The organism is Acidovorax sp. 22279 (assembly GCF_052045435.1).
GTDB lineage: Bacteria > Pseudomonadota > Gammaproteobacteria > Burkholderiales > Burkholderiaceae_C > Acidovorax > Acidovorax delafieldii.
Window position 1 is genome coordinate 168,576 of sequence record NZ_JBQEOV010000006.1, and the last position, 24,553, is coordinate 193,128.

At 66.6% G+C, this 24,553-nt stretch carries 22 protein-coding genes; 19 read left to right on the plus strand and 3 right to left on the minus strand.

Translation table 11 applies throughout. The features are described 5' to 3' along the window. Nucleotides 1-261: 261 nt before the first annotated feature. The 3 genes from ACTJKQ_RS10165 (at nucleotide 262) to ACTJKQ_RS10175 (ending at nucleotide 6,309) form a co-directional block, all read left to right on the plus strand. Nucleotides 262-3,831 carry a TonB-dependent receptor domain-containing protein gene (locus ACTJKQ_RS10165; RefSeq protein ID WP_440596755.1) on the plus strand — a complete coding sequence of 1,190 codons (3,570 nt, stop codon included), beginning with the start codon at nucleotides 262-264 and terminating at the stop codon, nucleotides 3,829-3,831. Next, on the plus strand, nucleotides 3,803-5,824 hold the full coding sequence (locus ACTJKQ_RS10170; protein WP_440596756.1) for a CHASE2 domain-containing protein: 2,022 nt from the start codon (nucleotides 3,803-3,805) through the stop codon (nucleotides 5,822-5,824). The genes ACTJKQ_RS10165 and ACTJKQ_RS10170 overlap by 29 nt, the downstream gene beginning before the upstream one ends. Before the next feature lie 128 nt (nucleotides 5,825-5,952). Further along, complete coding sequence (locus ACTJKQ_RS10175; protein WP_056742968.1) at nucleotides 5,953-6,309, plus strand: HPF/RaiA family ribosome-associated protein; 357 nt, start codon at nucleotides 5,953-5,955, stop codon at nucleotides 6,307-6,309. Nucleotides 6,310-6,431: 122 nt separating this feature from the next. Here the strand turns inward: ACTJKQ_RS10175 and ACTJKQ_RS10180 are convergent, their stop codons facing one another. Together ACTJKQ_RS10180 and ACTJKQ_RS10185 are read right to left on the minus strand one after the other, a co-directional pair. Beyond that, nucleotides 6,432-7,397 carry a PDR/VanB family oxidoreductase gene (locus ACTJKQ_RS10180; RefSeq protein WP_440596757.1) on the minus strand — a complete coding sequence of 322 codons (966 nt, stop codon included), beginning with the start codon at nucleotides 7,395-7,397 and terminating at the stop codon, nucleotides 6,432-6,434. Further along, nucleotides 7,394-8,449 (minus strand): aromatic ring-hydroxylating dioxygenase subunit alpha, encoded by a 1,056-nt coding sequence (locus ACTJKQ_RS10185; RefSeq protein WP_056742972.1) that lies wholly within the window; start codon nucleotides 8,447-8,449, stop codon nucleotides 7,394-7,396. The genes ACTJKQ_RS10180 and ACTJKQ_RS10185 overlap by 4 nt, the downstream gene beginning before the upstream one ends. A gap of 270 nt (nucleotides 8,450-8,719) precedes the next feature. On the opposite strand from ACTJKQ_RS10185, the gene ACTJKQ_RS10190 reads away from it, so the two are divergent. The 8 genes from ACTJKQ_RS10190 to ACTJKQ_RS10225 all read left to right on the plus strand — a co-directional run bounded on the left by ACTJKQ_RS10190 (nucleotide 8,720) and on the right by ACTJKQ_RS10225 (nucleotide 16,454). Next, nucleotides 8,720-9,496 carry a GntR family transcriptional regulator gene (locus tag ACTJKQ_RS10190; RefSeq protein ID WP_056742974.1) on the plus strand — a complete coding sequence of 259 codons (777 nt, stop codon included), beginning with the start codon at nucleotides 8,720-8,722 and terminating at the stop codon, nucleotides 9,494-9,496. Between the two features lie 145 nt (nucleotides 9,497-9,641). After that, nucleotides 9,642-10,826 (plus strand): ABC transporter substrate-binding protein, encoded by a 1,185-nt coding sequence (locus ACTJKQ_RS10195; protein WP_056067970.1) that lies wholly within the window; start codon nucleotides 9,642-9,644, stop codon nucleotides 10,824-10,826. 318 nt (nucleotides 10,827-11,144) lie between these two features. Beyond that, complete coding sequence (locus tag ACTJKQ_RS10200) at nucleotides 11,145-12,017, plus strand: branched-chain amino acid ABC transporter permease (RefSeq protein WP_110960851.1); 873 nt, start codon at nucleotides 11,145-11,147, stop codon at nucleotides 12,015-12,017. Next, nucleotides 12,017-13,012, plus strand: a complete 996-nt coding sequence (locus ACTJKQ_RS10205) for a branched-chain amino acid ABC transporter permease (RefSeq protein WP_056742977.1) — start codon at nucleotides 12,017-12,019, stop codon at nucleotides 13,010-13,012. Before ACTJKQ_RS10200 ends, ACTJKQ_RS10205 begins: the two co-directional genes overlap by 1 nt. A 1-nt stretch (nucleotide 13,013) precedes the next feature. Continuing rightward, nucleotides 13,014-13,787, plus strand: coding sequence for an ABC transporter ATP-binding protein (locus ACTJKQ_RS10210; RefSeq protein ID WP_440596758.1), 774 nt, complete (start codon nucleotides 13,014-13,016; stop codon nucleotides 13,785-13,787). Next, nucleotides 13,780-14,511 carry an ABC transporter ATP-binding protein gene (locus ACTJKQ_RS10215; protein WP_056743247.1) on the plus strand — a complete coding sequence of 244 codons (732 nt, stop codon included), beginning with the start codon at nucleotides 13,780-13,782 and terminating at the stop codon, nucleotides 14,509-14,511. The genes ACTJKQ_RS10210 and ACTJKQ_RS10215 overlap by 8 nt, the downstream gene beginning before the upstream one ends. Nucleotides 14,512-14,519: 8 nt before the next feature. Continuing rightward, nucleotides 14,520-15,497, plus strand: coding sequence for a tripartite tricarboxylate transporter substrate binding protein (locus tag ACTJKQ_RS10220; RefSeq protein WP_440596759.1), 978 nt, complete (start codon nucleotides 14,520-14,522; stop codon nucleotides 15,495-15,497). Nucleotides 15,498-15,539: 42 nt separating this feature from the next. After that, on the plus strand, nucleotides 15,540-16,454 hold the full coding sequence (locus ACTJKQ_RS10225) for a DUF1932 domain-containing protein (protein WP_440596760.1): 915 nt from the start codon (nucleotides 15,540-15,542) through the stop codon (nucleotides 16,452-16,454). 116 nt (nucleotides 16,455-16,570) lie between these two features. Here ACTJKQ_RS10225 and ACTJKQ_RS10230 read toward each other — a convergent pair whose 3' ends face one another. Further along, complete coding sequence (locus ACTJKQ_RS10230) at nucleotides 16,571-17,536, minus strand: LysR substrate-binding domain-containing protein (protein WP_056067984.1); 966 nt, start codon at nucleotides 17,534-17,536, stop codon at nucleotides 16,571-16,573. Between the two features lie 169 nt (nucleotides 17,537-17,705). On the opposite strand from ACTJKQ_RS10230, the gene ACTJKQ_RS10235 reads away from it, so the two are divergent. From ACTJKQ_RS10235 to ACTJKQ_RS10270, 8 genes are all read left to right on the plus strand, one after another. After that, on the plus strand, nucleotides 17,706-18,398 hold the full coding sequence (locus tag ACTJKQ_RS10235) for a substrate-binding domain-containing protein (protein ID WP_440596761.1): 693 nt from the start codon (nucleotides 17,706-17,708) through the stop codon (nucleotides 18,396-18,398). A 35-nt stretch (nucleotides 18,399-18,433) separates the two neighbouring features. After that, complete coding sequence (locus ACTJKQ_RS10240) at nucleotides 18,434-19,468, plus strand: amidohydrolase family protein (protein WP_108498512.1); 1,035 nt, start codon at nucleotides 18,434-18,436, stop codon at nucleotides 19,466-19,468. Between the two features lies 1 nt (nucleotide 19,469). Beyond that, nucleotides 19,470-20,153: a 4-carboxy-4-hydroxy-2-oxoadipate aldolase/oxaloacetate decarboxylase gene (gene ligK / locus ACTJKQ_RS10245; protein WP_440596762.1), complete on the plus strand. Its 684-nt coding sequence runs from the start codon at nucleotides 19,470-19,472 to the stop codon at nucleotides 20,151-20,153. An 86-nt stretch (nucleotides 20,154-20,239) separates the two neighbouring features. After that, nucleotides 20,240-21,244 carry a Bug family tripartite tricarboxylate transporter substrate binding protein gene (locus ACTJKQ_RS10250; RefSeq protein WP_440596763.1) on the plus strand — a complete coding sequence of 335 codons (1,005 nt, stop codon included), beginning with the start codon at nucleotides 20,240-20,242 and terminating at the stop codon, nucleotides 21,242-21,244. A gap of 33 nt (nucleotides 21,245-21,277) precedes the next feature. After that, nucleotides 21,278-22,207 (plus strand): amidohydrolase family protein, encoded by a 930-nt coding sequence (locus tag ACTJKQ_RS10255; protein ID WP_108498511.1) that lies wholly within the window; start codon nucleotides 21,278-21,280, stop codon nucleotides 22,205-22,207. Between the two features lie 4 nt (nucleotides 22,208-22,211). After that, the gene (gene ligA / locus ACTJKQ_RS10260; RefSeq protein WP_056067994.1) at nucleotides 22,212-22,652 is read left to right on the plus strand and encodes a protocatechuate 4,5-dioxygenase subunit alpha; all 441 of its coding nucleotides are present in this window, start codon (nucleotides 22,212-22,214) and stop codon (nucleotides 22,650-22,652) included. Between the two features lie 2 nt (nucleotides 22,653-22,654). Next, entirely contained in the window at nucleotides 22,655-23,521 is an 867-nt protein-coding gene (locus ACTJKQ_RS10265; protein WP_440596764.1) for a class III extradiol dioxygenase subunit beta, read from the plus strand. A 24-nt stretch (nucleotides 23,522-23,545) separates the two neighbouring features. Beyond that, nucleotides 23,546-24,499: a Gfo/Idh/MocA family oxidoreductase gene (locus ACTJKQ_RS10270; protein ID WP_108498508.1), complete on the plus strand. Its 954-nt coding sequence runs from the start codon at nucleotides 23,546-23,548 to the stop codon at nucleotides 24,497-24,499. The last annotated feature ends 54 nt before the right edge of the window (nucleotides 24,500-24,553 follow it).

The window sequence follows — 24,553 nt, forward strand, 5'->3', positions numbered from 1 at the left end:
GATTCCTGCAGTTGTAGCACCGCACCCCCTGTGGCGTCTGTAGGAAAGGGCCGTGCGGAGCGGCGCGTCGCCTCCATGGGTTGGTGGGGCGCGCAAAGCGCCACAACCTGCAACGAAATGTGGCTTTCTTCATGAAATGTGTCCGCATGTCGACGGGACGCGGGCGAAATCTGGGGGGCTGATCGCCATAATTTCGGCTCACCCGGTGCCAGGGAGGGGCGCCCGGTGGCGCGATGCACGCCTTCCCCGAAAGCAGAAAAAATGTCCCATCCAAAATTCCGTTTGTCCGCCCTGGCTGCGCTGGTGGCCGCGACTGCTGCCGCCTGTCCGCTGGTGGCACAGGCCACTGTGCCCGCCGGTGCGGCGGCAGAGATCATCAGCCTGCAAGGCGCAGGTGACCAGCGTGCCGCCTCCGCAGCCGACTGGGGCCCTGCCCGACTGGCCCAGGCGCTGGCCCAGGGCGACTTTGTGCGCACACGCCAGGCCGCCAAGATGGCACTGCTGTTTGCAGACGATACCCAGCTGCGCCTGCACCAGAACACGGTGCTGCAGGTCAAGGGCGTGGCCACCCCGGCACAGCCCGTGACCACCTTGCTGCTCAACGCCGGCCGTGCGTGGACGCAGACCAAACGCGCCGACGGCAGCCGCCTGAACCTGGAGACACCGGCCGCGACCGCTGCGATCCGTGGCACCGACTGGGACATCAGTGTGGAGGACGATGGCCGCACGCTGATCACCGTGCTCTCGGGCACGGTGGAGTTTTCCAACGCGCAGGGCTCGGTGTCGGTGGGCGCCAACGAAGCGGCGCTGGCCGAAGTGGGCAAGGCCCCGGTCAAGCTGGTGCTGAGCCAGCCGCGAGACCGCATCCAGTGGGTCAACGCGCTGCGGGCCGACCCGGTGCCCCACCTGTCGGCAGAGCCCGTGCCTGCAGCGCTGGCGCCCGTGCGGGATGCCCTGGCGGCGCGCGACCTCGCGGCGGCCCGTGCCGCGCTGGCGCAGGCGCGCACTACTGCAGCGCCTGTATGGGTGGATGTGCTTGATGCGGCCGTGGCCCTGCAGGCGGGCGACCTGCTGGCCGCAAGCGGGTCGCTGGCGCGGCAGGTGGCTGCGGTGGACGCCGCGCCGCTGCCCGCGTGGCTCATGCAGTCCGACGTGCAGCTGATGGAGGGCGAAGGGGCTGCAGCGGCCGGGACGCTGCGCACGGCGCTCCAGCGCTGGCCCGCCCACCCGGCGCTGGTGGCGCAGCTGGCGCGGGTGCAGATATTGAGCGACCGGGTGGACGAAGCGGCTGCCACCCTGGCCCCCGCGCAAGGCACGGCCCATGCTGACCTGGCGCTGGTGCGCGCCGAACTGGCCCGGCGCCGGGGCGATGCGCCCGGCACGCTGGCGGCCTATGCCGAGGCGCAGACGCTGGCACCGGGCGATGCACGCGCCTGGCAAGGCCTGGGCAGTGCACACGCCGAGCGCGAGGACCCGCGCCCCGCCCGCGAGAACCTACGGCGCGCGCTGCAGCTGTCCCCACAATCGCCCGGTGGCTGGGGCGAGCTGGGCACCCTGGAAACTTTTGTGAATCAGTTCACCGAGGCGGGCCAGGCCTTTGCCACCGCGCTGGGTGACAACCCGGCGGACTACGTTGCGCTCACCGGCCAGGGCTTGCTGCACCTCAAACAAGGGCAGCCGGACGCCGCGCTGGATGCGTTCTTGCGAGCGGGCGTGATGGAGCCGCGCTATGCCCGCGCCAAGACCTGGACCGCTGTGGCCTACTACCAGCTGGGCCGCCACCAGGATGCGCTGACCACCTTGCAACAGGCGACCGTGCTGGACGACAAGGACCCTGTGCCCTACATGCTGCTGGCACAGATCCACACCGATCTGTTCCAGCCCGGCGAAGCGGTGGAGGCTGCGCGCGCGGCCGTAGCGCGCATGCCATATCTCAAGTCGCTCAACCAAGTGGCCAACGACCAGAAGGGCAGTGCGAACCTGGGGTCATCGCTGGCGTTCTTTGGCATGGAAGACTGGGCGCTGGAGATGGCGCAGCAGAGCTTCTACCCCTACTGGGGCGGCAGCCACCTGTTCATGGCAGACCGCTATGCGGGCGAATTCAACAAGAACTCGGCGCTGTTCCAGGGCTTTCTGACCGACCCCATGGCGTTTGGGGGCAGCCAGCGTTATTCGCCGCTGCTGCAGCAGCCCGGCAGCCACGGATCGGTGGGTGTGACGCTGGACCGCGAGTTCTACCGGATGCGTGCGCCAGCGGTCACGCTCAATGGCCTGGACAACAGCCATGTGCCGGTGTCCTGGTTCTTCAAGGCGCAGACGGCGGATGTGAGTGCCTATCCGTTCGACCTGCAGGTCAACCGACTTCCTGCCATGCGTGCGGGCGAGGGAGACCTGCGTGCCCATGCCATCACCGCTGGGGTGGGCATGCAGCCCACCGAGCGCATCAACCTGTTTGCCTACGCCAACCAGTTCAGCATGCGCCTGCGCGGCCAGAACGCGCAGGAGACTTCGCTGGACGACACCGTCACCCAGGGCGCCCTGGGCATGGCCTACCGGTGGGGGCCGACGGAGCAGACCTGGATCAAGCTGGGCCGCAGCGTGGACAACCTGCAATTGCTGCGCTACCCCACGGCCTACATCGAGCCACCGTTCCTGACCGTCATGGGCGTGAGCAGTGCCCCGCGCAAGGACTTCAGCGACATTCAGCTGCGCCACACCGTGGACACCACCCCCGGCAGCCGCTGGAGCGTGACGCTGGAGCATGTGCGCGAGCGCCAGAACAACCTGCTGGCGGGCGAGGCCGCCGTGGTGGCTGACATCCCAGGCGTGGGCCTGTACCGCGACTACCTCGTCCTGGCAGGCTACAACCGCATTGACCGTCGTTACACCGGCCTCACCCTGGCCACCACGCAACGCCTGGACCCGGCGCTGAGCCTGGACGCAGCCCTGGGGCTGCAGCAAATCCGCCACCGCGTGGACGGCCTCACGCAGAGCTACCTGGTGGGGCTGGATGCCCTGAGCGAAGACCAGGCCCGCCGCGCGGACACCGAGCGCGTGGTCACGCCGCGCCTGGGCGCGGTGTGGCAGCCTGCTGCGGGCACCACGCTGCGCGTGGCCTATCAGGACTGGCTGCGGCCTCTCAGCGTCTCCACCCTCGCCAGCGTGGAGACCGCAGGCATTCCTGTCGAGGACCGACTGGTGGAGGCCGGAGGGCGCCACAAACGCACAGTGGCACAGCTGGGCATGGAGGTGGGTGCCAACACCTTTGTGGGCCTGCGGGCCGACCATCTGCGGGTGAACAACCCCGGCACCGTCGGCGTGGACCTGCGCACGCCCAGCCTGCCGTTCCTCGAAGAGATGCGCAACGCGCAACTGGTCAACCTGTCCACCAGTGATCTGCTGGAGGACACGCCGAGTTTTGAGCGCGGCACGCTGCAGACTTTGGGTGGCACGGTCAACCACATGTTCAGCCGCCGCTGGTCGGGCTACGCCAAGTACTTGTACCAGCACAGCGAAAGCCGCATGCTTGACGGTGGTGCTGAGGTGGTGGGGCGCATTCCCTACATTCCGCGCCACACCGTCGCGCTGGGCGCCACCTGGGCCAGCGCGCAGCGCCTGTACCTGAGCGCGCGCGCGGTGTACCGCTCGGAGCGGTTTGAGGACAAGGAGAACCTCACGCGCCGAGCGCCGGGCTGGGGCGTGGACCTGATGGGCTTCTGGGAAACGCAGGACAAACGCTGGGTGGTGGGCGTTGCGGCCATGAACCTGTGGGCGCCCAAGTCCGACCGGCAAAAGACCCGCTATGTCCTGGATGCGCGCTATCGCTTCTGATCGGGCGGCGGTGCCGCAGGCTCGGCAGCGCCAGCGGTGGCTCTCGCTCGCGGCGGGGGTGCTGGCGTTGCTGCTGGTAGGGGCCGCCACGCTCAGCCGCACATGGCATGCGCTGGAGTTCAAGACCTTTGACGTGCTGACGGCGCTGGCGGCCCCCCACCGCACGACCGTGCCGGTGGTGATTCTTGCGATCGACGAGCCGACGTTTCAGGAGCTGCAGCAGACCTGGCCATTTCCGCGCAGCGTGCATGCGGCGCTGCTGGAGCGGCTGCGCGCAGACGGCGCCCTGGCCGTGGGGCTGGACATTGTTTTTGCCGACCCCACCACCGAGGCCGAAGACGCCGCTCTGGACCGCACGATGGCCCAGGTGGGGCAGGGCGTGCCCGTGGTGCTGGCCTCCACCCGCGAGAAGATCGACAGCGCCAATGCCGCGCTGTGGATGGACATCCAGCCGCTGCAGCGGTTTCTGGACGCTGGCGCTGATGCGGGCGATGCCGGGGTCGAGCCGGACGACGACTTCGTGGTGCGCCGCGCCCCCGTCGCGCGCGAAGGCTTTGCGCTGCGGCTGGCCCAGCGCGTGACCGAGGCGCGCGGCCAGACCCCGGCGCTGCACCATTTCGACTGGATCGGCTACCGGGGCCCGCGTGGCACGTTTGACACGCGCTCGTACTACCAGGCGCTGGAGCCGGGGCTGCTGCCTGCAGGTTTCTTCAAGGGCAAGATCGTGCTAGTGGGGCGCTCGGCGCGCACCGCCACCGAGCTGGCGCACTCGCAGGCCGACCTGTTCAACTCGCCGTTTGGCACGGCGGGCGGTGAGCGGCTTTTCCCGGGGGTGGAGCTGCAGGCCACGCTGCTGGACAACTACCTCACCGGCGGCGGGCTGCGCAGCGTGTCGGACGCGTGGACCCTGGTGATCACCGTGCTGCTGCTGCCTGTGCTGTTGGGGGCGAGCCGGCGGCTGCACCCGGCGGGCGCGGCGGCGCTGACGGCGGCGCTGGTGGTGGCCATGGGCGCCGTGTCGTGGGGGCTGTTTGCCGGCCCGCGCCTGTGGTGGCCGCCGCTGTTGCCTGCGGCGGCGGCAGTCGCCATTTATGGGGCGGCTGCGCTGGTGGGCTATGCCGTGGTGCGCCAGCGCGCGCGCCAGACGCGGGCGATGTTTGCGCAGTACGTGCCGCCCGCCGTGGTCTCGCGCCTCATTGCGCAGCCCGAGCTGATGCGCCTGGGTGGCGAGGCACGCGAGGTCACGCTCATGTTCACCGACCTGGCCAACTTCACCACGCTGTCCGAGCAGCTCAGTGCCGAACAGACGGTGGAGGTGCTCACCGGCTACTTCAACGCCATGACGCCGATCGTGCACGCCACGGGCGGCACCGTGGACAAGTTCATTGGCGACGCGGTGATGGCCTTCTGGGGTGCGCCGCTGGACGACCCGCGGCATGCCGAACACGCCGTGGCCGCCGCCATCGCCATGCAGCAGGCCATGCAGGCGCTGGTGGCCGACCTGCGCGCGCGCGGACTGCCGCCCATCCACATGCGGATCGGGCTGCACACGGGGCGTGTGGTGGTGGGCAATGTGGGCTCGGACCAGCGCTTTTCGTACACGGCCATTGGCGACGCGGTGAACCTGGCCGCGCGGCTGGAGGGCGCCAACAAGGCGTTTGGCACCGGCATCCTGCTGTCGGCCGCCACCGCAGCGCAGCTGCCGCCGACAGCGGCGTTGCGCGCGCTGGACGATGTGATCGTCAAGGGCAAGACCGAGCCCGTGCGCGTATTCACGCCATGCGAGGATGCGGCGGTGCGCGATGCCAGCCTGGCCGCGTTGAACGCCTTCCATGCGCGTGACTGGGCCGGCGCCGAGGTGCAGCTGGCAACGGTCCTGGAGCGGCTGCCCGGAGACCCGGCCGCTACCCGCCTGCTGGCGCGTGTGAATGAAGCGCGGGGGTTGCCTGCCGATGCGCCCTGGCAGGCCGCCGTGGCGCTCGACAAACTTTAAGAGCCTGTGGACCATCCCCCGCGACATCGTCACCAGGCTCTCTACATCCTTTGACATGTATTCACCGGGGATATGGATGCAGGTGCCATGATGGGGACTTCGCAACTTCATCAGGAAGGACCCTCTCCATGCAAGTACAAGTCAACACCGACGACCACATCCACGGCGGCGATTCGCTGGCGCGCTGGATCACGGACGAGTGCAAGAGCCGGCTGTCCCGCTTTCAGGACCATGTGACGCGGCTGGAGGTGTTCCTCACCGACCTGGATGCGGGCAAGTCCGGTGCCAATGACAAGCGCTGCCGCATCGAAGCGCGCGTCACGGGCCGCCAGCCCATCACCGTGACTGATGAGGCCGACAAGATGGCCAACGCCTTCATCGGCGCGGCCGACAAACTGGCCCGCGCCCTCGACACTGACCTGGGCCGTGTGAAGGACCGCAATGGCCGTGACACCATCCGTGTGGCCGCCGACGAACGGGATTGAAGTGAATTCGAAGTGAAATGGGCTTCTAGCGCATGATTTTCATGTGCTGGTAGCTATCAATTCAGGAGTAATGAAAAAGGCGCTGCAGCCCGAAGGTTGCAGCGCCTTTTTGTTGGGGTCGCCTACAGGTCGAGCACCAGCAGCTTGCTGCGCGCGCGGGAGCAGCAGGGCATGAACTGCTCGTTGGCCGCCTTTTCTTCGTCGGTCAGGTACATGTCGCGGTGGTCCACCTCGCCCTCCAGCACGCGCGTGAGGCAGGTGCCACACACGCCTTGTTCGCACGAGGTCAGGATGTCGATGCCCTCCTTGCGCAGCGCTTCCACCACCGACACATCGGGCGCAATCGGGTAGACCTTGCCCGTGCTGGCAATGCGCACCTCAAACCCCTGGTCGCCCGAGGTGTCCTGTGCCGGTGCGCCAAAGTATTCCAGGTGGATGTGGTCCTGCGCCCAGCCCAGGGCCTTGGCGGTGGTCACCACATGGTCGATGAAGCCTGCCGGGCCACACACGTACAGACGCTTGTCGGAGCCGGGGGCCGCCAGCACGGCGGCGGTGTCCAGCTTCTGCTCGGGGGCGCCTGCATCGAAGTGAAAGTGGGCGTGGGGCGCAATGGCCGATGCGGCAATTTCGGCAGCAAACGCCGTGCGTTCGGCAGAGCGGGTGCAGTAGTGCAGCGCAAAGTCAGCGCCCGTGCGCGCCAGCCGGTCGGCCATGCACAGCAGTGGCGTCACACCAATGCCGCCCGCCAGCAGCAGCGTGCGCTGCGCAGGGTGCAGCGCAAAGTGGTTGCGCGGCGTGCTGATGGTGATCACGTCGCCTTCGTGCACGCTGTCGTGCATGGCGACCGAGCCGCCGCGCGATGCCGGGTCACGCAACACGGCGATGCGGTAGCGGTGCGACTCGTGGGAGGCATTGCACAGCGAGTATTGGCGCACCAATCCGTTGGGAAGGTGCACATCGATGTGCGAGCCCGCGCTGAACGGCGGCAGTGCGGCGCCGTCCAGCCGCGCCAGTTCATAGCTGGCGATGCCCTCGGCTTCGGCCTGCTTCTTGACGACGCGGACCTGCAGGGTCTCCTGCGCGGTCATGCGGCCACCGCCTGTGCTGTCGCAGGCGCGTGTTCTGCCGCCAGCAGGCGGTCTAGAATCTTGCGCGACTGCACGCCACCCGCATCGATGTTGAGCATGAGCAGCTTGCGGTCGGGGTAACGCAGCAGGTTCTCCTGCTGCAGCTCCAGCATCTGCTGGTCCTCCGCAAAGATCTTGCCCTGGCCGTCGCGGATCTGGGTGGTGAGCGACGGGTCTTGCGGCTTGAAGTTGCGGGCCATGCCCCAGAAGTAGTGGATCGAGGTTTCGGTCTCGGGCGTGATGAAGTCCACCACGATGCTCGATGCCTTCTTGTCGGCCGGGGCGTTGTAGCCGCCGTTGCCGGCCAGGGCCACGCCCACCTCGATCAGCACATGGCTGGGGGGCGTGAAGTGGCAGATCTGCCAGCGGTCCACCAGCTGGTCATCGGGCAGGCCGTTCATGCGCAGCGCCATCTTCCAGAATGGGGGGGCTTCAATGCCTTCCATGAAGCGGCTGGTGATCACCTCGTCGCCCTCCACGCGGGTCTTGCAGGGCACCTCGTCGATTTCCTTCTGGCCGATGCTGGTGGAGTGCACATAGGTCTCGTGCGTCAGGTCCATCAGGTTGTCGATCATCAGGCGGTAGTCGCAGGCGATGTGGTACAGCCCGCCGCCGTAAGCCCATTCGGGGTTGTTGGCCCAGGGCAGGTGGTGAATGGTGGCGGGGTCGGCCTTGTCGGCGTCGCCGGGCCACACCCAGATGAAGCCATAGCGCTCCACCACCGGAAAGCTGCGCGCCTTGGGGAACCCCTGCACGCGCTGGCCGGGCATGGACACCGACTTGCCCGTGCATTCCACCCGCAGGCCGTGGTAGCCGCACTGCAGGTGGCCTTCGCACACCGTGCCCAGCGACAGCGGGGCACCCCGGTGGGGGCAGAAGTCGTCCAGCGCGGCGACCTGGTCGGGCGCGGGGCGGTAGAACACGATCTTCTCGCCGCAGATGGTGCGGCCCAGGGGCTTGTCCGCGATCTCGTCGGGCGTGCAGGCTACGTACCAGGCGTTCTTGGGATACATGGTTGTCTCTCTCCGTGGGTGGATGGTGTCGTTGCGGGCTTGGTATACAGCCCGCTCGCAGATCGCAGGCTAGGTGGGGCAATTGTGCGAAAAAGGGGAGTTTATGTATACATAGTAAAGGCGTAAAGCAGCTATTGCACTCTGGCATATCTTCTAACTTGTTGTTTTGTAATGTGTTGAAGTGTTTTTGAGTGGATGTTGTTTTGGTTTGTGTATACATTGCGCTGACTGACTCCCTCCCCCTCGCTGGTCGCATCGCTCCCTATCGCCATGAACCCTCCCGAACCCCTGACCATTGCCCTGCCGGCCGAGGCCGCCGAGGCAGGTACCTCGCAGGCCGTCAAGGCGCAATTGCGCCTGCGCGAGATGATCCTGGCGGGCGAGCTGCCCGGCGGCGCCCGCATTGCCGAGCTGACCCTCGTCGAGAAGCTGGGGGTGTCGCGCACGCCCATTCGCGCCGCGCTGATGCGGCTGGAGCAGGAGGGCCTGCTGCACCGCCTGCCCGGTGGCGGCTACGCCGTGCGCACGTTCTCTGAAACCGATGTGGCCGACGCCATTGAACTGCGCGGCACCATGGAAGGGCTGGCCGCGCGCCTGGCGGCCGAGCGGGGCGTGGCCCCCGCCCTGCTGGCCGAGGCCCATGCCTGCCTGGACGCCATCGACAGTGCCCTGGCACCGCCCACGCTGGATGACGAAGGTTTTTCGCGCTATGTGGAGCTGAATGCAAGGTTTCACCTGCTGCTCAGCCGCATGGTGGGCAGCGATGTGGTGGCGCGGGAGCTGGACCGCGTCAAGGGCCTGCCGTTTGCGTCGCCCTCTGCGTTTGTGGTGGTGCAGACGCATTCGGCCCAGGCGCGCGACATGCTGGTGGTGGCGCAAGACCAGCACCGCCAGGCGCTCGATGCCATCGAGCGGCGCGAGGGGGCACGGGCCGAGGCCATCCTGCGAGAGCACTCGCGCATCACCCGGCGCAACCTGCTGGCGGCGGTGCAGGCGTCGCAGGTGCAGGGCTTGCCCGGTGTACAGCTGATCCGCGAGCGGGCATAACGGCCGGTGCAGGCGTCCGGGGCTCCTTGGGTTATTGCATTTGGCGATACCTGAATGCTTGAATTTGCGCTTGTGAAATAACCCAGCCCACGCCAAACTCCCGCCAGCATTTTCTGTATACAACGACTTTCCACAGGAGACAACGATGCAAAAACGCCACCTTCTTCGTGCCTCGGCTGCCGCCGCCATCGCGCTGTCCACCGGCCTGACCGTGTTGCCCGCCGTGGCGCAGGACAACGTGTTCAAGATCGGCCTGGTTCTGCCCATGACCGGCCAGCAAGCCACCACCGGCCGCCAGATCGAAGCCGCAGCGCGCCTGTACATGGCCCAGAACGGCGACATGGTGGGTGGCAAGAAGGTGCAGCTCATCATCAAAGACGACACCAGTCTTCCTGATGTGACCCGCCGCCTGGCCCAGGAGCTGGTCGTCAACGAAAAGGTCAACGTGCTCGCCGGCATGGGCATCACGCCCTCGGCCATGGCCACCGCCCCGCTGGCCACGCAGTCCAAGACCCCCCTGGTGGTGATGGCTGCCGCCACGTCGAGCATCACCGAGGCCTCGCCCTATGTGGTGCGCACCAGCTTCACGCTGCCGCAAGTGTCGGTGGCCCTGGCCGACTGGGCACCCAAGAACGGCATCAAGAAGGTCGTGACCCTGGTGAGCGACTACGGCCCCGGCATCGACGCCGAAAAGTTCTTCAACCAGCGCCTCACGTTCAACGGCGGCCAGGTGACCGAAGCCCTGCGCGTGCCGCTGCGCAACCCCGACTTCGCTCCCTTCCTGCAGAAGGTGCGCGACGCCAAACCCGACGCGCTGTTTGTCTTTGTGCCCTCGGGCGCGGGCGCTGCGGTGATGAAGCAGTTCCTGGAGCGCGGCATGGACAAGGCCGGCATCAAGCTCATCGGCACCGGCGACGTGACGGACGACGATCAACTCAACGACATGGGCGACGGCGCGCTGGGCGTGGTCACCTCGCACCACTACTCGGCGGCGCACCCCTCGCCCATGAACAAGAAGTTCGTGGAAGCCTTCGAGAAGGCCAACAAGGGCCTGCGTCCCAACTTCATGGCCGTGGGTGGCTATGACGGCATGCGCGTGATCTATGAAGCGCTCAAGACCACCAAGGGTGCCGGCGGCGGTGACGCCCTGCTGGCCGCCATGAAGGGCCAGATCTTCGAAAGCCCGCGCGGCAAGGTGTTCATCGATGCGCAGACCCGCGACATCGTGCAGGACGTGTACCTGCGCAAGGTGGAGCGCGTGAACGGCCAGCTGTATAACGTGGAGTTCGACGTGATCAAGGACGTCAAGGACCCCGGCAAGACTAAATAAGCCCCCCTGAGCCGCGACCCGCTCGGTGTGTCCGCCAGATGCGGCCACTCTTCGTTGCCGTCCAAGCCTGCGCAGGCAGGCTCGGAGCCGCGGCACTCAGCCCCCAAGGGGGGCGCCGCCAGCGCGGCGGGGCGACCCTTGCGCGGCGGCCGCTGGTCTGGGCCGCGCCAGTATTTACGGGCAGGCTCCCTCTCGATCCGTTCGGGCTGAGCCTGTCGAAACCGGGGGCCGCAGGTTGAACGTCCGGCTTTGGTGATTCGTCGCACTTCCACAGCCCTGAGCAGGGTGGTGCACTTTTGTCTTCAATGAAGTGATTTCATGCTGACCATTCTTTTCGACGGCGTTGCCTACGGCATGCTGCTGTTCATCCTGGCAGTCGGCCTGGCCGTGACCATGGGGCTGATGAACTTCATCAACCTCGCGCACGGGGCCTTTGCCATGGCGGGGGGCTACATCACCGTGCTGCTCATGCAGCGGCTGGATGTGCCCTTCCTCGTCTGCCTGCCCATCGCCTTTGTCGGTACGGCCGTGCTGGGCGGCGTGCTGGAGCGCACGCTGTACCGCCCGCTGTACCACAAGGCCCACCTGGACCAGGTGCTGTTCTCCATTGGCCTGGTGTTCATGGCCGTGGCCAGCGTGGACTACTTTGTGGGCTCCACGCAGCAGATCATGCAGCTGCCTGAATGGCTCAAGGGCCGTACCGAGATCGGCACCGGTGCCCTCATGCTGGGCATGGGGCACTACCGCCTGTTCATCATCGCGGTGTGCGCTGCGCTCACCGTGGGCCTGCAGTATGTGCTCACCAAAACCCGCTTCGGCAGCCGCCTGCGCGCCAGTGTGGACGACCAGCGCGTGGCAGCTGGCATGGGCATCAACGTGAACATCGTGTTTTTGTCCACCTTCGCTTTCGGGTCCGGCCTCGCTGGCCTGGGCGGTGCGCTGGGCGCGGAGGTGCTGGGTCTCGACCCGAGCTTCCCGCTCAAGTTCATGATCTACTTTTTGATCGTGGTGGCGGTCGGCGGCACCTCGTCCATCACCGGCCCGCTGCTGGCCGCGCTGCTGCTCGGCATTGCCGACGTGGCAGGCAAGTACTACATCCCCAAGCTGGGCGCCTTCATTGTGTACAGCCTCATGATCCTGATTCTCATCTGGCGCCCCCAGGGCCTCTTTGTGCGCAAGGGGGGCAAGTGATGTCGAACCTGCAAAACACCTTGCTGCAGGCCCGGCGCTTTCGCTGGTGGGAGCCCGTGCTGTGGCTGCTGGCCTTTGCCGCGCCGCTGGCGCTGCCGAGCCATGCGCTCATCATCAACGAGATCGCCATCGTGGCGCTGTTCGCGATTTCGCTGGACCTCATCCTGGGCTACACCGGCATCGTCTCGCTGGGCCACGCGGCTTTCTTCGGGCTGGGCGGCTACGCGGCCGCGCTGTTTGCCAAGCATGTGATGCCCGACCCGCTGGTGGGCCTGGCCGTGGGCATTGGCGCGGCCACCGTGCTGGGCGCCGTGGCGTCGCTCACCATCATGCGCGGCACCGATCTCACCCGCCTCATGGTCACGCTGGGCGTGGGACTGGTGATGCTGGAGCTGGCCAACAAGCTCGACTGGCTGACCGGTGGCGCCGACGGCCTGCAGGGCGTGATGATGGGGCCGGTGCTTGGCCAGTTCGAGTTTGACCTGTACGGCCGCACGGCCGCGTGGTATTCGCTCACCGTGCTGCTGGTGTTCTTCCTCATCGCGCGCCGCATCGTGCAGTCGCCTTTTGGTGCCACGCTCAAGGCCATCCGCGACAACCGGCTGCGCGCCATGGCCATCGGTATCCCCGTGACGGCCAAGCTGGCGCAGGTGTACACGCTGGCCGCTGCGCTGGCCGGTGCTGCGGGCGCACTGCTCACGCAGACCACGGGCTTTGCCTCGCTCGACCTGTTCGAGTTCCACCGCTCGGCCGACGTGATGCTGATTCTGGTGATCGGCGGCGTGGGCTGGCTGTATGGCGGCATCCTGGGCGCCATTGGCTTCAAGCTGCTGCAGGACGTGATCTCGTCCATCACACCGCAGTACTGGACCTTCTGGGTGGGCTTGTTCCTGGTGGTGCTGGTACTGGTCGGGCGCGACCGTCTCTTCCGCCCCTGGACCTGGTTTGGCGCCGGTCGCAAGGCCGGGGTTGCCTCCAAAGCGGGAGGCCATTGATATGAACACGACAACCTCCACCACCGTGCTGTCGGCCAAGGGCTTGGTCAAGCGTTTTGGCGGCATCACGGCCACCAACAACGTCACGCTGAACCTGCAAAAGGGTGCGCGCCATGCGCTCATTGGCCCCAATGGCGCGGGCAAGACCACGCTCATCAACCTGCTGACTGGCGTGCTGGAGCCCACCGAAGGCTTCATCACCCTCGAAGGCCAGGACATCACGCGCCTGGCGCCGCACCAGCGTGTGCAGCGCGGCATGGTGCGCACCTTCCAGATCAACCAGTTGTTCGACACGCTCACGCCGCTGGAGACACTGGCGCTCACCGTGTCGCAGCACCAGGGCCTGGGCGGCAAGTGGTGGCAACCGCTGGGGGCGAGCAAGGCGGTCACCGAGCGCTGCGAGCAATTGCTGGAGCAGTTCCACCTGACCTCCGTCATGGCCGAGGAAACGCGCGTGCTGGCCTACGGCAAGCGCCGCCTGCTGGAGATTGCGATTGCGCTGGCCTGCCAGCCGCGCGTGTTGCTGCTCGACGAACCCGTGGCCGGTGTGCCCGCCGGCGAGCGCGAGGAGCTGCTGCAGACCGTGGCGGCCCTGCCCGCCGATGTCTCGGTGCTGTTGATCGAACACGATATGGACCTGGTTTTCAGCTTTGCCAACCGCATGACGGTGCTGGTCAACGGCACGGTGCTCACCGAGGGCGACCCGGACACGATTGCCAATGACCCGCAGGTGAAGGCGGTGTACCTCGGTCACGGGGAGGATGCGCATGTCTAAGACAGAACTCCTGCGCATCGAGGGCCTGAGCGCAGGCTACGGCGAGGCCGTGGTGCTGCAAGGCATTTCGCTGGCCCTGCCCGAAGGCGACACGCTGGCCCTGCTGGGGCGCAACGGCACGGGCAAGACCACGCTCATCAACACGTTGGCCGGGGCCACGCGCCAGCATGCGGGCACGGTGAGCCTGGGCGGTGTGGCGCTGCACAAGCTGCCCCCGCACGAACGCGCGGCGGCCGGCATCGGCTGGGTGCCGCAAGAGCGCAACATCTTCAAGTCGCTCACGGTGCACGAGAACCTCACGGCCGTGGCGCGCCCGGGCCGCAAAGGATCGACCGCACGGCCGTGGACGCCCGAGCGCGTGTACGAAATGTTCCCGCGCCTGGCCGAGCGCAAGACCAACCTGGGCACGCAGCTTTCCGGTGGCGAGCAGCAGATGCTGGCCGTGGGCCGCGCGCTGGTGCTCAACCCGCGCCTGCTGCTGCTGGATGAGCCGCTCGAAGGCCTCGCGCCCATCATCGTGGAAGAGCTGCTGCGCGCCATCCGCCGCATCACGCGCGAAGAGGGCCTGTCGGCCATCATCGTGGAGCAGCATCCGCAGGCCATCCTGGCCATCTCGGACCACGCCGCCGTGCTGGACCGGGGCACTGTGGTGCACACCGGCAGCGCTGCCGAGCTGAGCGCCCAACCCGAGCTGCTGGACCGCCTGCTGGGCGTGGCACGGTAGCGCGCGCCATGCAAGCCGTGCACCGCAGAACCCTTCTGGCCTGGCTGGCAGCGTCGTTCGGCGGTGCGGCCAGCGCGCAGGCCGCTTTCCCCTCACGCCCGCTGCGCATCGTCGTACCCAATGCGGCGGGCGGTGCGGCCGACATCACGGCGCGCACCGTGGGCCAGAAGATCGCCGGCCCGCTGGGGCAAAGCGTGGTCATCGAAAACAAACCCAGCGCTGGCGGCGTGGTAGCGGGAGACTTGGTAGCGCGGGCTGAGCCCGACGGCCACACGCTGCTGCTGGTGAGCAGTGGCACGGCGGTCAGCGCCGCGCTGTTCCAGTCGCTGCCGTTTGACACGCTCAAGGACTTTGCGCCTGTCTCGCTGCTGGCCACGTTTGATCTGGCCGTGGTGGTGAAAGAAGGCGGGCGTTTTGCCTCCCTGGCCGAGCTTCTGGCTTATGCGCGAGCCCACCCGGGCAAGCTCAATATCGGCACGCCACAGATCGGCACCACACAGAACCTGGCGGCCGAGCTGTTCAAGGTGACGGCGGGCATCGACGCGCAGGTGGTGCCTTTCAACGGCACGCCGCCGGTCATCACGGCGCTGCGGGGTGGCGAGATCGACGTGATGATCGACATCCTGGGGGGTCTCATGCCACAGATCGGCGCCAAGGCCCTGCGGCCGCTGGCTGTGATGGGCGCGCAGCGGGCGCCGCAGTTGCCCGACGTGCCCACGGTGCGCGAAAGCGGCGGGCCACTGGCGGGCTTCAACGTCACGTCGTGGAACGGCCTGGCCGTGCCCGCCAAGACACCTGCTGCCGTGGTGGAGCGTCTGTCGCGCGAAGTGCAGACCGCACTGGCCCAGCCCGATGTGAAAAAGCGCCTGCTGGAACTGAACCTCCATGCCCAGGGCAGCACCCCCGCGCAACTGGGCGAGCACCTGACGGCCGATGTGCGCCGCTGGAGCGACGTGATCGCCCGGGCCAAGATCGCGCGGCAGTGACGGTTGCTGCGCTTCGGCTTTTGTGACCGAAAGGCAAATCGGATGAACATCACACACATCGGCCTCGTGGGCTATGGCGAGGTGGGCAAGATCTTCAGTGCGGGCTTGCGTGTCCAGCCCGGCGTGGCCTCGGTCGCTGCCTGGGACCTGAAGCTGGCCGACCCCGCGCACCGCGACGCCCTGCAGAAGCACGCCGCGCAAGCGGGCGTGGTGGCCGTGGATGGGATGCAGGCACTGTGCACGCGTTGTGACTGCATCATCTCGGCCGTCACCGCATCGAACACGCTGGCCGTGGCGCAGGAGGCCGCGCAGCACATCCGCCCCGGCACCGTGTTCCTGGACCTCAACTCGGCATCGCCCGGCACCAAGCAGCGGGCCGCTGCGCTCATCGAGGCGCGGGGTGCGCACTATGTCGAGGCGGGTGTGATGACCTCGGTGCCCCCCTACGGCATCCGCGTGCCCATGTTGCTGGGCGGTGCCCAGGCCGCCGCACTGGCCGCTGTGCTGACCAGCTGGGGCATGGATGCCAAACCCGTGAGCGAGCAACTGGGCGTGGCCAGTGCCATCAAGATGTGCCGCAGCATCATGATCAAAGGCCTCGAAGCCCTGGTGATTGAGAGCTACTCCACCGCCCGCCACTACGGCGTGGAAGACCATGTGCTGCCCACCTTGGCCGAGACCTTTCCCTCCATCGACTGGCACGAACAGGGTCGCTACTTCTTCAGCCGCGTCGTGCAGCACGGCCCGCGCCGCGCCGAAGAGATGCGCGAATCGGCCCACACGGTGCACGAGGCCGGCATGGAGCCACTGATGGCCTCGGCCATTGCCGCCAAGCAGCAGTGGGTGGCCGACCTGGCCCGCGAAGGCGTCTTTCACGGCCTGCCCAAGGACGCGCGCTGGCAGGACTATGCGGACCGGGTGTTGGACAGTTTGTCCGTCGTGCCTGCAAAGGACTGAGCCTGCGAATCGCCACCCGCCGGTGAAACTGGCGCGGCGCAATGCCAGAGGCACCGAGCAAGGGCCGCCCCGCAGCAAGGGTGCCGTCCCCCTTTGGGCGGATGCCGCGCAGCGGCTCAGGGGGGAGACCTGTACAACGCCTGCAGCGTCGTCCGAATCAGCTCTGCCATTGCCTGCTGTGTGAGTGTGGCCGGGCGTTGCGAGCTGACGGCCATGAACAGCTTGCTGCGCAGGCGGGTGCTGCCGCCTTCCTCCTCGCCGTCCCCATCGCTGCCCGCGCCGTGGATGGGCCGGGTACTGAACACTTCCGATTTGCCCGACGTGGTGACCGCATTCATGGGCAGCACCGCGCAGCCCGCGCCATCGGCCACCAGGTCCAGGATGGCCGCCACGCCGTCGATTTCCAGGCTGATCTGTGGGCGCTTGCCGCGTGCTGCCAGTTCGGATTCCACCAGCATGCGGATGGAGTTGGGGCGCGTGGGGATGACCAGCGGAAAACGCGGCAGCTCGTCCAGCGGCAGGGGCGTGCGGGCCAGGGCATCGGCCTCCGCCTCGCTCTGCCCGGGGGCGCGGCGCTGCACCAGAAACAGGTCTTCCTCCAGCAGCGCCGTGGTCTCGATGCCCGGCGCGGGCGTGGTGTTGTAAAGCAGTGCGATGTCGAGCAGCCCGGTGGTCAGCGATTCGCGCATGGCCACCGACAGGCCCTCGCTGATGGCCAGCGCCGCGTCGGGCATCTTCACGCGGAAGGCGCGCGTCAGCGGCACGGTCAGCACCTTGGCAATGCTGGGCGGCAGGCCGATGGCCACGCGCCCGGCCAACGCACCGCGCACGCGGCCCAGTTCCTCTCGCGCGCGCTCCACCTGGTGCAGGATGCCGCGCCCGTGCTCCAGCAGCAGCTTGCCCGCCTCGGTGGGCGTGGCGCCCCGGCCGTTGCGCACCAGCAGGTTCTGGCGCAGCTCCACCTCCAGCAGGCGCACCTGGCGGCTCAGGGCTGGCTGGGCGATGTCCAGCACCACCGACGCGCGGGTAAAGCTGCCCAGCTCGGCCACACGCACAAAGTATTCGATCTGCTTGAGGTCCATGGCAAGGCTCTCTGCTATTTGCAATAGCTGTGGGTCAACGATCACGGAATGATATATCTGGTAGTGCCGGTGCCGCCTTCATGTTTGGGCTGCGGCTGCCCACAATCGGCGGCATGTATACAACTGCACGCACCGCCTGGGCCACCCGCAGCCCGGCAGGAGACAACGCATGACGCCAGCTGTGATCCGAGGCATTTCTTCCATGGCCACGCGCCAGGTGCTGGCCGACCTGGTGGCTGGTTTTGCGGAGCAGTCGGGCACGCAGGCCGCCATCGAATCGGTGGGCGGTGTGGACGCTGCCAAGCGTGTGGCGGCCGGTGAGGCGTTCGACGTGGTGATTCTCGCCTCCGACGCCATCGACAAGCTCATGGCCGCAGGCCACCTGGTGCCCGGCAGCAAGGTGGACTGGGTGCACTCCGGCGTGGCCGTGGCCGTGCCTGCGGGCGCGCCGCTGCCCGACCTGTCGAGCGAAGACGCCGTGCGCGCTGCCGTGCTGGCTGCGCCCAGCATCAGCCTGTCCACCGGCCCCAGCGGCGTGGCGCTGGCCAAGCTGTTCGAGCGCTGGGGCATTGCCGATCAGATCGCCCCGCGCATGGTGCAGGCGGCCCCCGGCGTGCCCGTGGGCTCGCTGGTGGCCAAGGGCGAGGTGGCGTTGGGCTTTCAGCAACTGAGTGAGCTGCTGCACGTGCAGGGCATCCAGATCGTGGGCCCGTTGCCACCGGCCATCCAGATCACCACCACGTTTTCCGCAGGCGTTGGCGTGCATTCGCAACAGGCGGATGCAGCACGTGCGTTGCTGGCTTACCTGGCTTCTCCCGCTGCGGCGGACGCCAAGCAAAAGCAGGGCATGACCCCCGCCTGACCGATCACAAGAACACCTTCCAGGAGCACACCAAAATGAGCCTCATCATCGACTGCCACGGCCACTACACCACGGCCCCCAAGGCGCTGGAGAACTGGCGCAATGCGCAGATCGCCGGCATCAAAGACCCAGCCGCCATGCCCAAAGTGGCAGACCTGCACATCAGCGACGACGAGCTGCGCGAGTCCATCGAGACCAACCAGCTCAAGCTGATGAAGGAGCGCGGCAGCGACATCACGCTGTTTAGCCCGCGCGCCAGCTTCATGGCCCACCACATCGGCGACTTCAATGTGTCCAGCACCTGGGCCGCCATCTGCAACGAGCTGTGCTATCGGGTCTCCACGCTGTTCCCCGACCACTTCGTGCCCGTGGCCATGCTGCCGCAAAGCCCCGGTGTCGATCCCGCGACCTGCATCCCTGAGCTGGAAAAGTGCGTGCACGAATACGGCGCCGTGGGCATCAACCTGAACCCTGACCCTTCCGGCGGCCACTGGACCAGCCCCCCGCTGACCGACAAGCACTGGTACCCCATCTACGAAAAGATGGTGGAGTACGACCTGCCCGCCATGATCCACGTGAGCACCAGCTGCAACGCGTGCTTTCACACCACCGGCGCGCACTACCTGAACGCCGACACCACGGCCTTCATGCAGCTGATCCAGGGCGATCTGTTCAAGGACTTCCCCACGCTCAAGTTCCTGATCCCGCACGGCGGTGGCGCAGTGCCCTACCACTGGGGCCGCTTCCGTGGGCTGGCGCAGGAGATGAAGAAGCCTCTGCTCGACGAGCACCTGATGAACAACGTGTACTTCGACACCTGCGTGTACCACCAGCCCGGTATCGACCTGCTGAACACCGTGATCCCGGTGAAGAACGTGCTGTTCGCCAGCGAAATGATCGGCGCGGTGCGGGGCATTGACCCCACCACCGGCAACTACTACGACGACACCAAGCGCTACATCGAGGCGTCCAAGATCTTGAGCGCGGAAGACAAGCACCAGATCTACGAAGCCAACACGCGCCGCGTGTTCTCCCGACTCGATTCACGCCTGAAGGCAAAGGGGCTCTGACATGTTTGAACTTGGCGTTGTCTATCGCAACATCACCCGCGCTGACCGCGCAGCTGCCGACGGCCTGGCCGCCCTCGGCTCGGCCACCGTGCACGAGGCCATGGGCCGCGTGGGCCTGCTCAAGCCCTACATGCGCCCCATCTACAGTGGCCAGCAGGTCAGCGGCACGGCCGTCACCGTGTTGCTGCAGCCCGGTGACAACTGGATGATGCATGTGGCGGCCGAGCAGATCCAGCCCGGCGACATCGTGGTGGCGGCCGTCACCTCGGAGTGCACCGACGGCTACTTTGGCGACCTGCTGGCCACCAGCTTCCAGGCCCGGGGCGCGCGCGCGCTCATCATCGACGCCGGTGTGCGCGACGTGAAGACGCTGCAGGAGATGAACTTCCCCGTGTGGAGCCGCGCCATCAGCAGCAAGGGCACCATCAAGGCCACGCTGGGCTCGGTCAACATCCCCGTGGTGTGCGCCGGTGCACTGGTCACGCCGGGCGACGTGATCGTGGCCGACGACGACGGTGTGGTGTGTGTGCCCGCCGACCGCGCGGCCGAGACCCTGGCCGCCGCGCAAAAGCGCGAGAGCTTTGAGGGCGAGAAGCGCGCCAAACTGGCCAGCGGCGTGCTGGGCCTGGACATGTACAACATGCGCCCCGGCCTGGAGAAGGCGGGCCTCAAGTACATCGATTGAGCCGTTTTTAAGTCTTTTGGGCTGCAAGCGCTAGTCAATCATGCGCTTGCAGCTATGTAATTAATAGCAAGCAGCTTCTTCTTTCCATGCGTTGTTCCGTGTCTCCCGTTTCTCTCTCCCGCCGTGTGGGCCTGGCCGTGGGCCTGGCCACAGCCCTGGGCTGTGTGCCCCAGTTCGCCTCGGCGCAGGCGTTTCCGTCCAAGCCCGTGCGCATCATCACGCCCTTCCCCGTTGGCGGTGGCCCGGACGGCGTGGCCCGCCTGGTGGCCGACAAGTTGTCCAAGAGCTGGGGCCAGCCTGTGGTCGTCGAGAACCGCCCCGGTGGCAATGGCTTCATCGCCATCGACGCGTTCAAGCGCGGCGCCAAGGACGGGCATGACCTGATCGTGCTCGACAACGTGCACCTGGCCGCCTACCCCAGCCTGTTCAAGAAGCTGCCGTACGACACGGCCAAGGACTTCGACACGCTGCTGCCGCTGTTCAAGACCTATTTCTTCTTCACGGTGGCCGCCAACAGCAAATACAAAACCGTGGGCGACATCGTGGCCGACGCCAAGGCCAACCCCGGCAAGCTCAACTACGGCTCCTGGTCCATCGGCAACCCGGTGCACCTGGGCTCCGAGCTGTTTGAAAGCGCCACCGGCACGCAGATGGAGCATGTGCTCTACAAAGAGACCACGCAGCTCTACACCTCGGTCTCCACCGGCGAGCTGTCGTTTGCGCTGGGCAGCGCCGCCACGGCCGGGCCGCTGCAACGTGCGGGCAAGCTGCGCTTTCTGGCCGTCACCGCGCCGCAGCGCCTGGCCAGCTTTCCGGATGTGCCCACCGTGGGCGAATCGGGTGGCCCCAAGGGCTTTGAGGTGACGGGCTGGAACGCCATCGCCGTGCCGCCCGGCCCGCCCGCTGCCGTGACCGACAAGATCCGTAAGGACATCGAGCAGGCCCTGTCCGGCGCCGATGTGCAGGAGAAGTTCAAGAGCTTTGGCTACGAGCCCTTCCCCACAACGCGCGCGCAGTTCGCCCAGTTCGTCAAGGACGAGAGCCAGCGTTTTGGCGACGTGATCAAGAAGGCCAACGTGTCCCTCGACTGACCTGCCCCACCCAGCAACCAAGGACCCACGCCCATGAGCGAATTCACCAAGACCCCCGGCTGGCTGGACTGGTACGCCGGCCCCAGCAAACCCCGCTTCCAGGTGCCCGCAGGCGCTGTGGACGCGCACTGCCACGTGTTCGGCCCCGGGGCCGAGTTCCCCTACGCGCCCGAGCGCAAGTACACGCCCTGCGACGCCAGCAAACACCAGCTGTACGCGCTGCGCGACCACCTGGGCTTTGCGCGCAACGTGGTGGTGCAGGCCACCTGCCACGGTGCGGACAACCGCGCGATGGTGGATGCGCTGGTCCACTCTGGCGGCAAGGCGCGGGGCGTGGCCACCGTCAAGCGCTCGGTCACCGACCAAGAGCTGCAGGCCATGCACGACGCTGGTGTGCGTGGCGTGCGCTTCAACTTCGTCAAGCGCCTGGTGGATTTCACGCCCAAGGACGAGCTGATGGAGATTGCCGCGCGCATCGCCAAGCTCGGCTGGCACGTGGTGATCTACTTCGAGGCCGTGGACCTTCCCGAGCTGTGGGACTTCTTCACTGCCCTGCCCACCACCGTGGTGGTGGACCACATGGGCCGCCCCGATGTGAACAAGCCAGTGGACGGACCGGAGTTTGAGCTGTTCCTGAAGTTCATGCGCCAGCATCCCAATGTGTGGAGCAAGGTGAGCTGCCCCGAGCGCCTCTCCGTGACTGGCCCCAAGGCCCTGAACGGCGAGCAAAATGCCTACACCGACGTGATCCCGTTCGCCCGCAAGGTGGTCGCAGAGTTCCCCGACCGCGTGCTCTGGGGCACCGACTGGCCGCACCCCAACCTCAAGGACCACATGCCCGACGACGGCCTGCTGGTGGACTTCATTCCGCACATCGCCCCCACGGCCGAGCTGCAGCAAAAGCTGCTGGTGGATAACCCCATGCGCCTCTACTGGCCTGAAGAAGTGACAAAGAAAGGCTGATGCCATGCCACTCGACAAACCCTACCTGGACGTGCCCGGCACGACCATCTTCGACGCCGAGCAAAGCCGCAAGGGCTACTGGCTCAACCAGTTCTGCATGAGCCTGATGAAGGCTGGCAACCGCGAGCGTTTCAAGGCCAACGAACGCGCCTACCTCGATGAATGGGCGATGACCGAAGAGCAGAAGCAGGCCGTGCTGGCACGCGACCTGAACTGGTGCATCCGCCTGGGCGGCAACATCTACTTTTTGGCCAAGATCGGCGCCACCGATGGCAAGAGCTTCCAGCAGATGGCGGGCAGCATGACCGGCATGACCGAAGAGGAATACCGCAACATGATGATCAGCGGCGGCCGCTCGGCCAATGGCAACCGCGTGATCGGCGAAGACGGCGACGCACAGGCTCACCGCCAGCCACAAGGCGCTGCCGGCAAGAAAGGAAACTGACCATGGCCAAGATCACCGCCTCCGTGTTCACGTCGCACGTGCCTGCCATTGGCGCTGCGCTGGACCTGGGCAAGACGCAGGAAGACTACTGGAAGCCGCTGTTCGCGGGCTACGACTTCTCCAAGCAATGGATGAAGGACAACAAGCCCGACGTGATCTTCCTGGTCTACAACGACCACGCCACGGCCTTCAGCCTGGAGATGATCCCCACGTTCGCCATCGGCACGGCCGCGCAGTTCCAGCCCGCCGACGAGGGCTGGGGCCCCCGCCCCGTGCCCGTGGTGCAGGGCCACCCCGACCTGGCCGCGCACATTGCCCAGTCGGTCATCCAGCAGGACTTTGACCTCACCATCGTCAACAAGATGGACGTGGACCACGGTCTCACCGTGCCGCTGTCGCTGATGTGCGGCCAGCAAGATCCTAAGACGGGCGCCTGGCCCTGCCCGGTGATCCCGTTCGCCGTCAACGTGGTGCAGTACCCCGTGCCCAGCGGCCGCCGCTGCTACAACCTGGGCCAGGCCATCCGCAAGGCCGTGGAGAGCTACGACGAAGATATCAACGTGCACATCTGGGGCACGGGCGGCATGAGCCACCAGCTGCAGGGCCCGCGCGCAGGTCTCATCAACAAGGAGTTTGACAACGTCTTCCTCGACAAGCTCATCAACGACCCCGAGGCCGCCGCCAGCATCCCGCACATCGACTATGTACGCGAAGCCGGCAGCGAAGGCATTGAACTCGTGATGTGGCTCATCGCCCGCGGCGCCATGGCCGATGTGGCCGGTGGCAAGCCGCCCAAGCTGGCGCACCGCTTCTACCATGTGCCCGCGTCTAACACCGCCGTGGGCCACCTGATTCTTGAGAACACCTAAAAAACACGCCAAAGGACACACACCATGACCATCAAAGTCGCACTCGCCGGCGCTGGCGCCTTCGGCATCAAGCACCTGGACGGCATCAAGAACATTGACGGCGTTGAAGTCGTCTCCCTCATCAGCCGCGACCTGGCCAAGACCCAGGAAGTGGCCGACAAGTACGGCATCAAGCATGTCACCACCGACCTGGCCGACAGCTTGGCGATCAAGGAGGTGGACGCCGTGATCCTGTGCACGCCCACGCAGATGCACGCCAGCCAGACCCTCGCCTGCCTGGAAGCGGGCAAGCATGTACAGGTCGAGATCCCGCTGTGCGACGTGCTGGCCGATGGCGAGAAGGTCATCGCCCTGCAAAAGCAGACCGGCCTGGTGGCCATGTGTGGCCACACCCGCCGCTTCAACCCCAGCCACCAGTACGTGCACAAGAAGATCACGGCAGGCGAGTTCAACATCCAGCAGATGGATGTGCAGACCTACTTCTTCCGCCGCACCAACATGAACGCGCTGGGCCAGGCCCGCAGCTGGACGGACCACCTGCTGTGGCACCACGCTGCCCACACGGTGGACCTGTTCGCCTACCAGGCCGGCAGCCCCATCGTGAAGGCCAACGCCATCCAGGGCCCTATCCACCCCACGCTGGGCATTGCGATGGACATGAGCATCCAGCTCAAGGCCGCCAACGGTGCCATCTGCACGCTGTCGCTCTCGTTCAACAACGACGGCCCGCTCGGCACCTTCTTCCGCTACATCGGCGACTCGGCCACGTACATCGCGCGCTACGACGACCTGGTGAATGGCAAGGAAGAGAAGATCGACGTGAGCAAGGTCGATGTGAGCATGAACGGCATCGAGCTGCAGGACCGCGAGTTCTTCGCCGCCATCCGCGAAGGCCGCGAGCCCAACGCCAGCGTGGCACAGGTGCTGCCGTGCTACCAGGTGCTGCACGACCTGGAGCTGCAGCTCAACGCAGGCTGATTGCAAGCCCAATTGGCTGCTGGCGCTTTTATATCAAGCGCCAGCAGCTATGCA

What these genes read in the sequence shown, in the direction of transcription:
- ACTJKQ_RS10165 (WP_440596755.1), top strand. Translation starts at nt 262, where the DNA reads ATGTCCCATCCAAAATTCCGTTTGTCCGCCCTGGCTGCGCTGGTGGCC.
- ACTJKQ_RS10170 (WP_440596756.1), top strand. Translation starts at nt 3,803, where the DNA reads ATGTCCTGGATGCGCGCTATCGCTTCTGATCGGGCGGCGGTGCCGCAG.
- ACTJKQ_RS10175 (WP_056742968.1), top strand. Translation starts at nt 5,953, where the DNA reads ATGCAAGTACAAGTCAACACCGACGACCACATCCACGGCGGCGATTCG.
- ACTJKQ_RS10180 (WP_440596757.1), bottom strand. Translation starts at nt 7,397, where the DNA reads ATGACCGCGCAGGAGACCCTGCAGGTCCGCGTCGTCAAGAAGCAGGCC.
- ACTJKQ_RS10185 (WP_056742972.1), bottom strand. Translation starts at nt 8,449, where the DNA reads ATGTATCCCAAGAACGCCTGGTACGTAGCCTGCACGCCCGACGAGATC.
- ACTJKQ_RS10190 (WP_056742974.1), top strand. Translation starts at nt 8,720, where the DNA reads ATGAACCCTCCCGAACCCCTGACCATTGCCCTGCCGGCCGAGGCCGCC.
- ACTJKQ_RS10195 (WP_056067970.1), top strand. Translation starts at nt 9,642, where the DNA reads ATGCAAAAACGCCACCTTCTTCGTGCCTCGGCTGCCGCCGCCATCGCG.
- ACTJKQ_RS10200 (WP_110960851.1), top strand. Translation starts at nt 11,145, where the DNA reads ATGCTGACCATTCTTTTCGACGGCGTTGCCTACGGCATGCTGCTGTTC.
- ACTJKQ_RS10205 (WP_056742977.1), top strand. Translation starts at nt 12,017, where the DNA reads ATGTCGAACCTGCAAAACACCTTGCTGCAGGCCCGGCGCTTTCGCTGG.
- ACTJKQ_RS10210 (WP_440596758.1), top strand. Translation starts at nt 13,014, where the DNA reads ATGAACACGACAACCTCCACCACCGTGCTGTCGGCCAAGGGCTTGGTC.
- ACTJKQ_RS10215 (WP_056743247.1), top strand. Translation starts at nt 13,780, where the DNA reads ATGTCTAAGACAGAACTCCTGCGCATCGAGGGCCTGAGCGCAGGCTAC.
- ACTJKQ_RS10220 (WP_440596759.1), top strand. Translation starts at nt 14,520, where the DNA reads ATGCAAGCCGTGCACCGCAGAACCCTTCTGGCCTGGCTGGCAGCGTCG.
- ACTJKQ_RS10225 (WP_440596760.1), top strand. Translation starts at nt 15,540, where the DNA reads ATGAACATCACACACATCGGCCTCGTGGGCTATGGCGAGGTGGGCAAG.
- ACTJKQ_RS10230 (WP_056067984.1), bottom strand. Translation starts at nt 17,536, where the DNA reads ATGGACCTCAAGCAGATCGAATACTTTGTGCGTGTGGCCGAGCTGGGC.
- ACTJKQ_RS10235 (WP_440596761.1), top strand. Translation starts at nt 17,706, where the DNA reads ATGACGCCAGCTGTGATCCGAGGCATTTCTTCCATGGCCACGCGCCAG.
- ACTJKQ_RS10240 (WP_108498512.1), top strand. Translation starts at nt 18,434, where the DNA reads ATGAGCCTCATCATCGACTGCCACGGCCACTACACCACGGCCCCCAAG.
- ligK (WP_440596762.1), top strand. Translation starts at nt 19,470, where the DNA reads ATGTTTGAACTTGGCGTTGTCTATCGCAACATCACCCGCGCTGACCGC.
- ACTJKQ_RS10250 (WP_440596763.1), top strand. Translation starts at nt 20,240, where the DNA reads ATGCGTTGTTCCGTGTCTCCCGTTTCTCTCTCCCGCCGTGTGGGCCTG.
- ACTJKQ_RS10255 (WP_108498511.1), top strand. Translation starts at nt 21,278, where the DNA reads ATGAGCGAATTCACCAAGACCCCCGGCTGGCTGGACTGGTACGCCGGC.
- ligA (WP_056067994.1), top strand. Translation starts at nt 22,212, where the DNA reads ATGCCACTCGACAAACCCTACCTGGACGTGCCCGGCACGACCATCTTC.
- ACTJKQ_RS10265 (WP_440596764.1), top strand. Translation starts at nt 22,655, where the DNA reads ATGGCCAAGATCACCGCCTCCGTGTTCACGTCGCACGTGCCTGCCATT.
- ACTJKQ_RS10270 (WP_108498508.1), top strand. Translation starts at nt 23,546, where the DNA reads ATGACCATCAAAGTCGCACTCGCCGGCGCTGGCGCCTTCGGCATCAAG.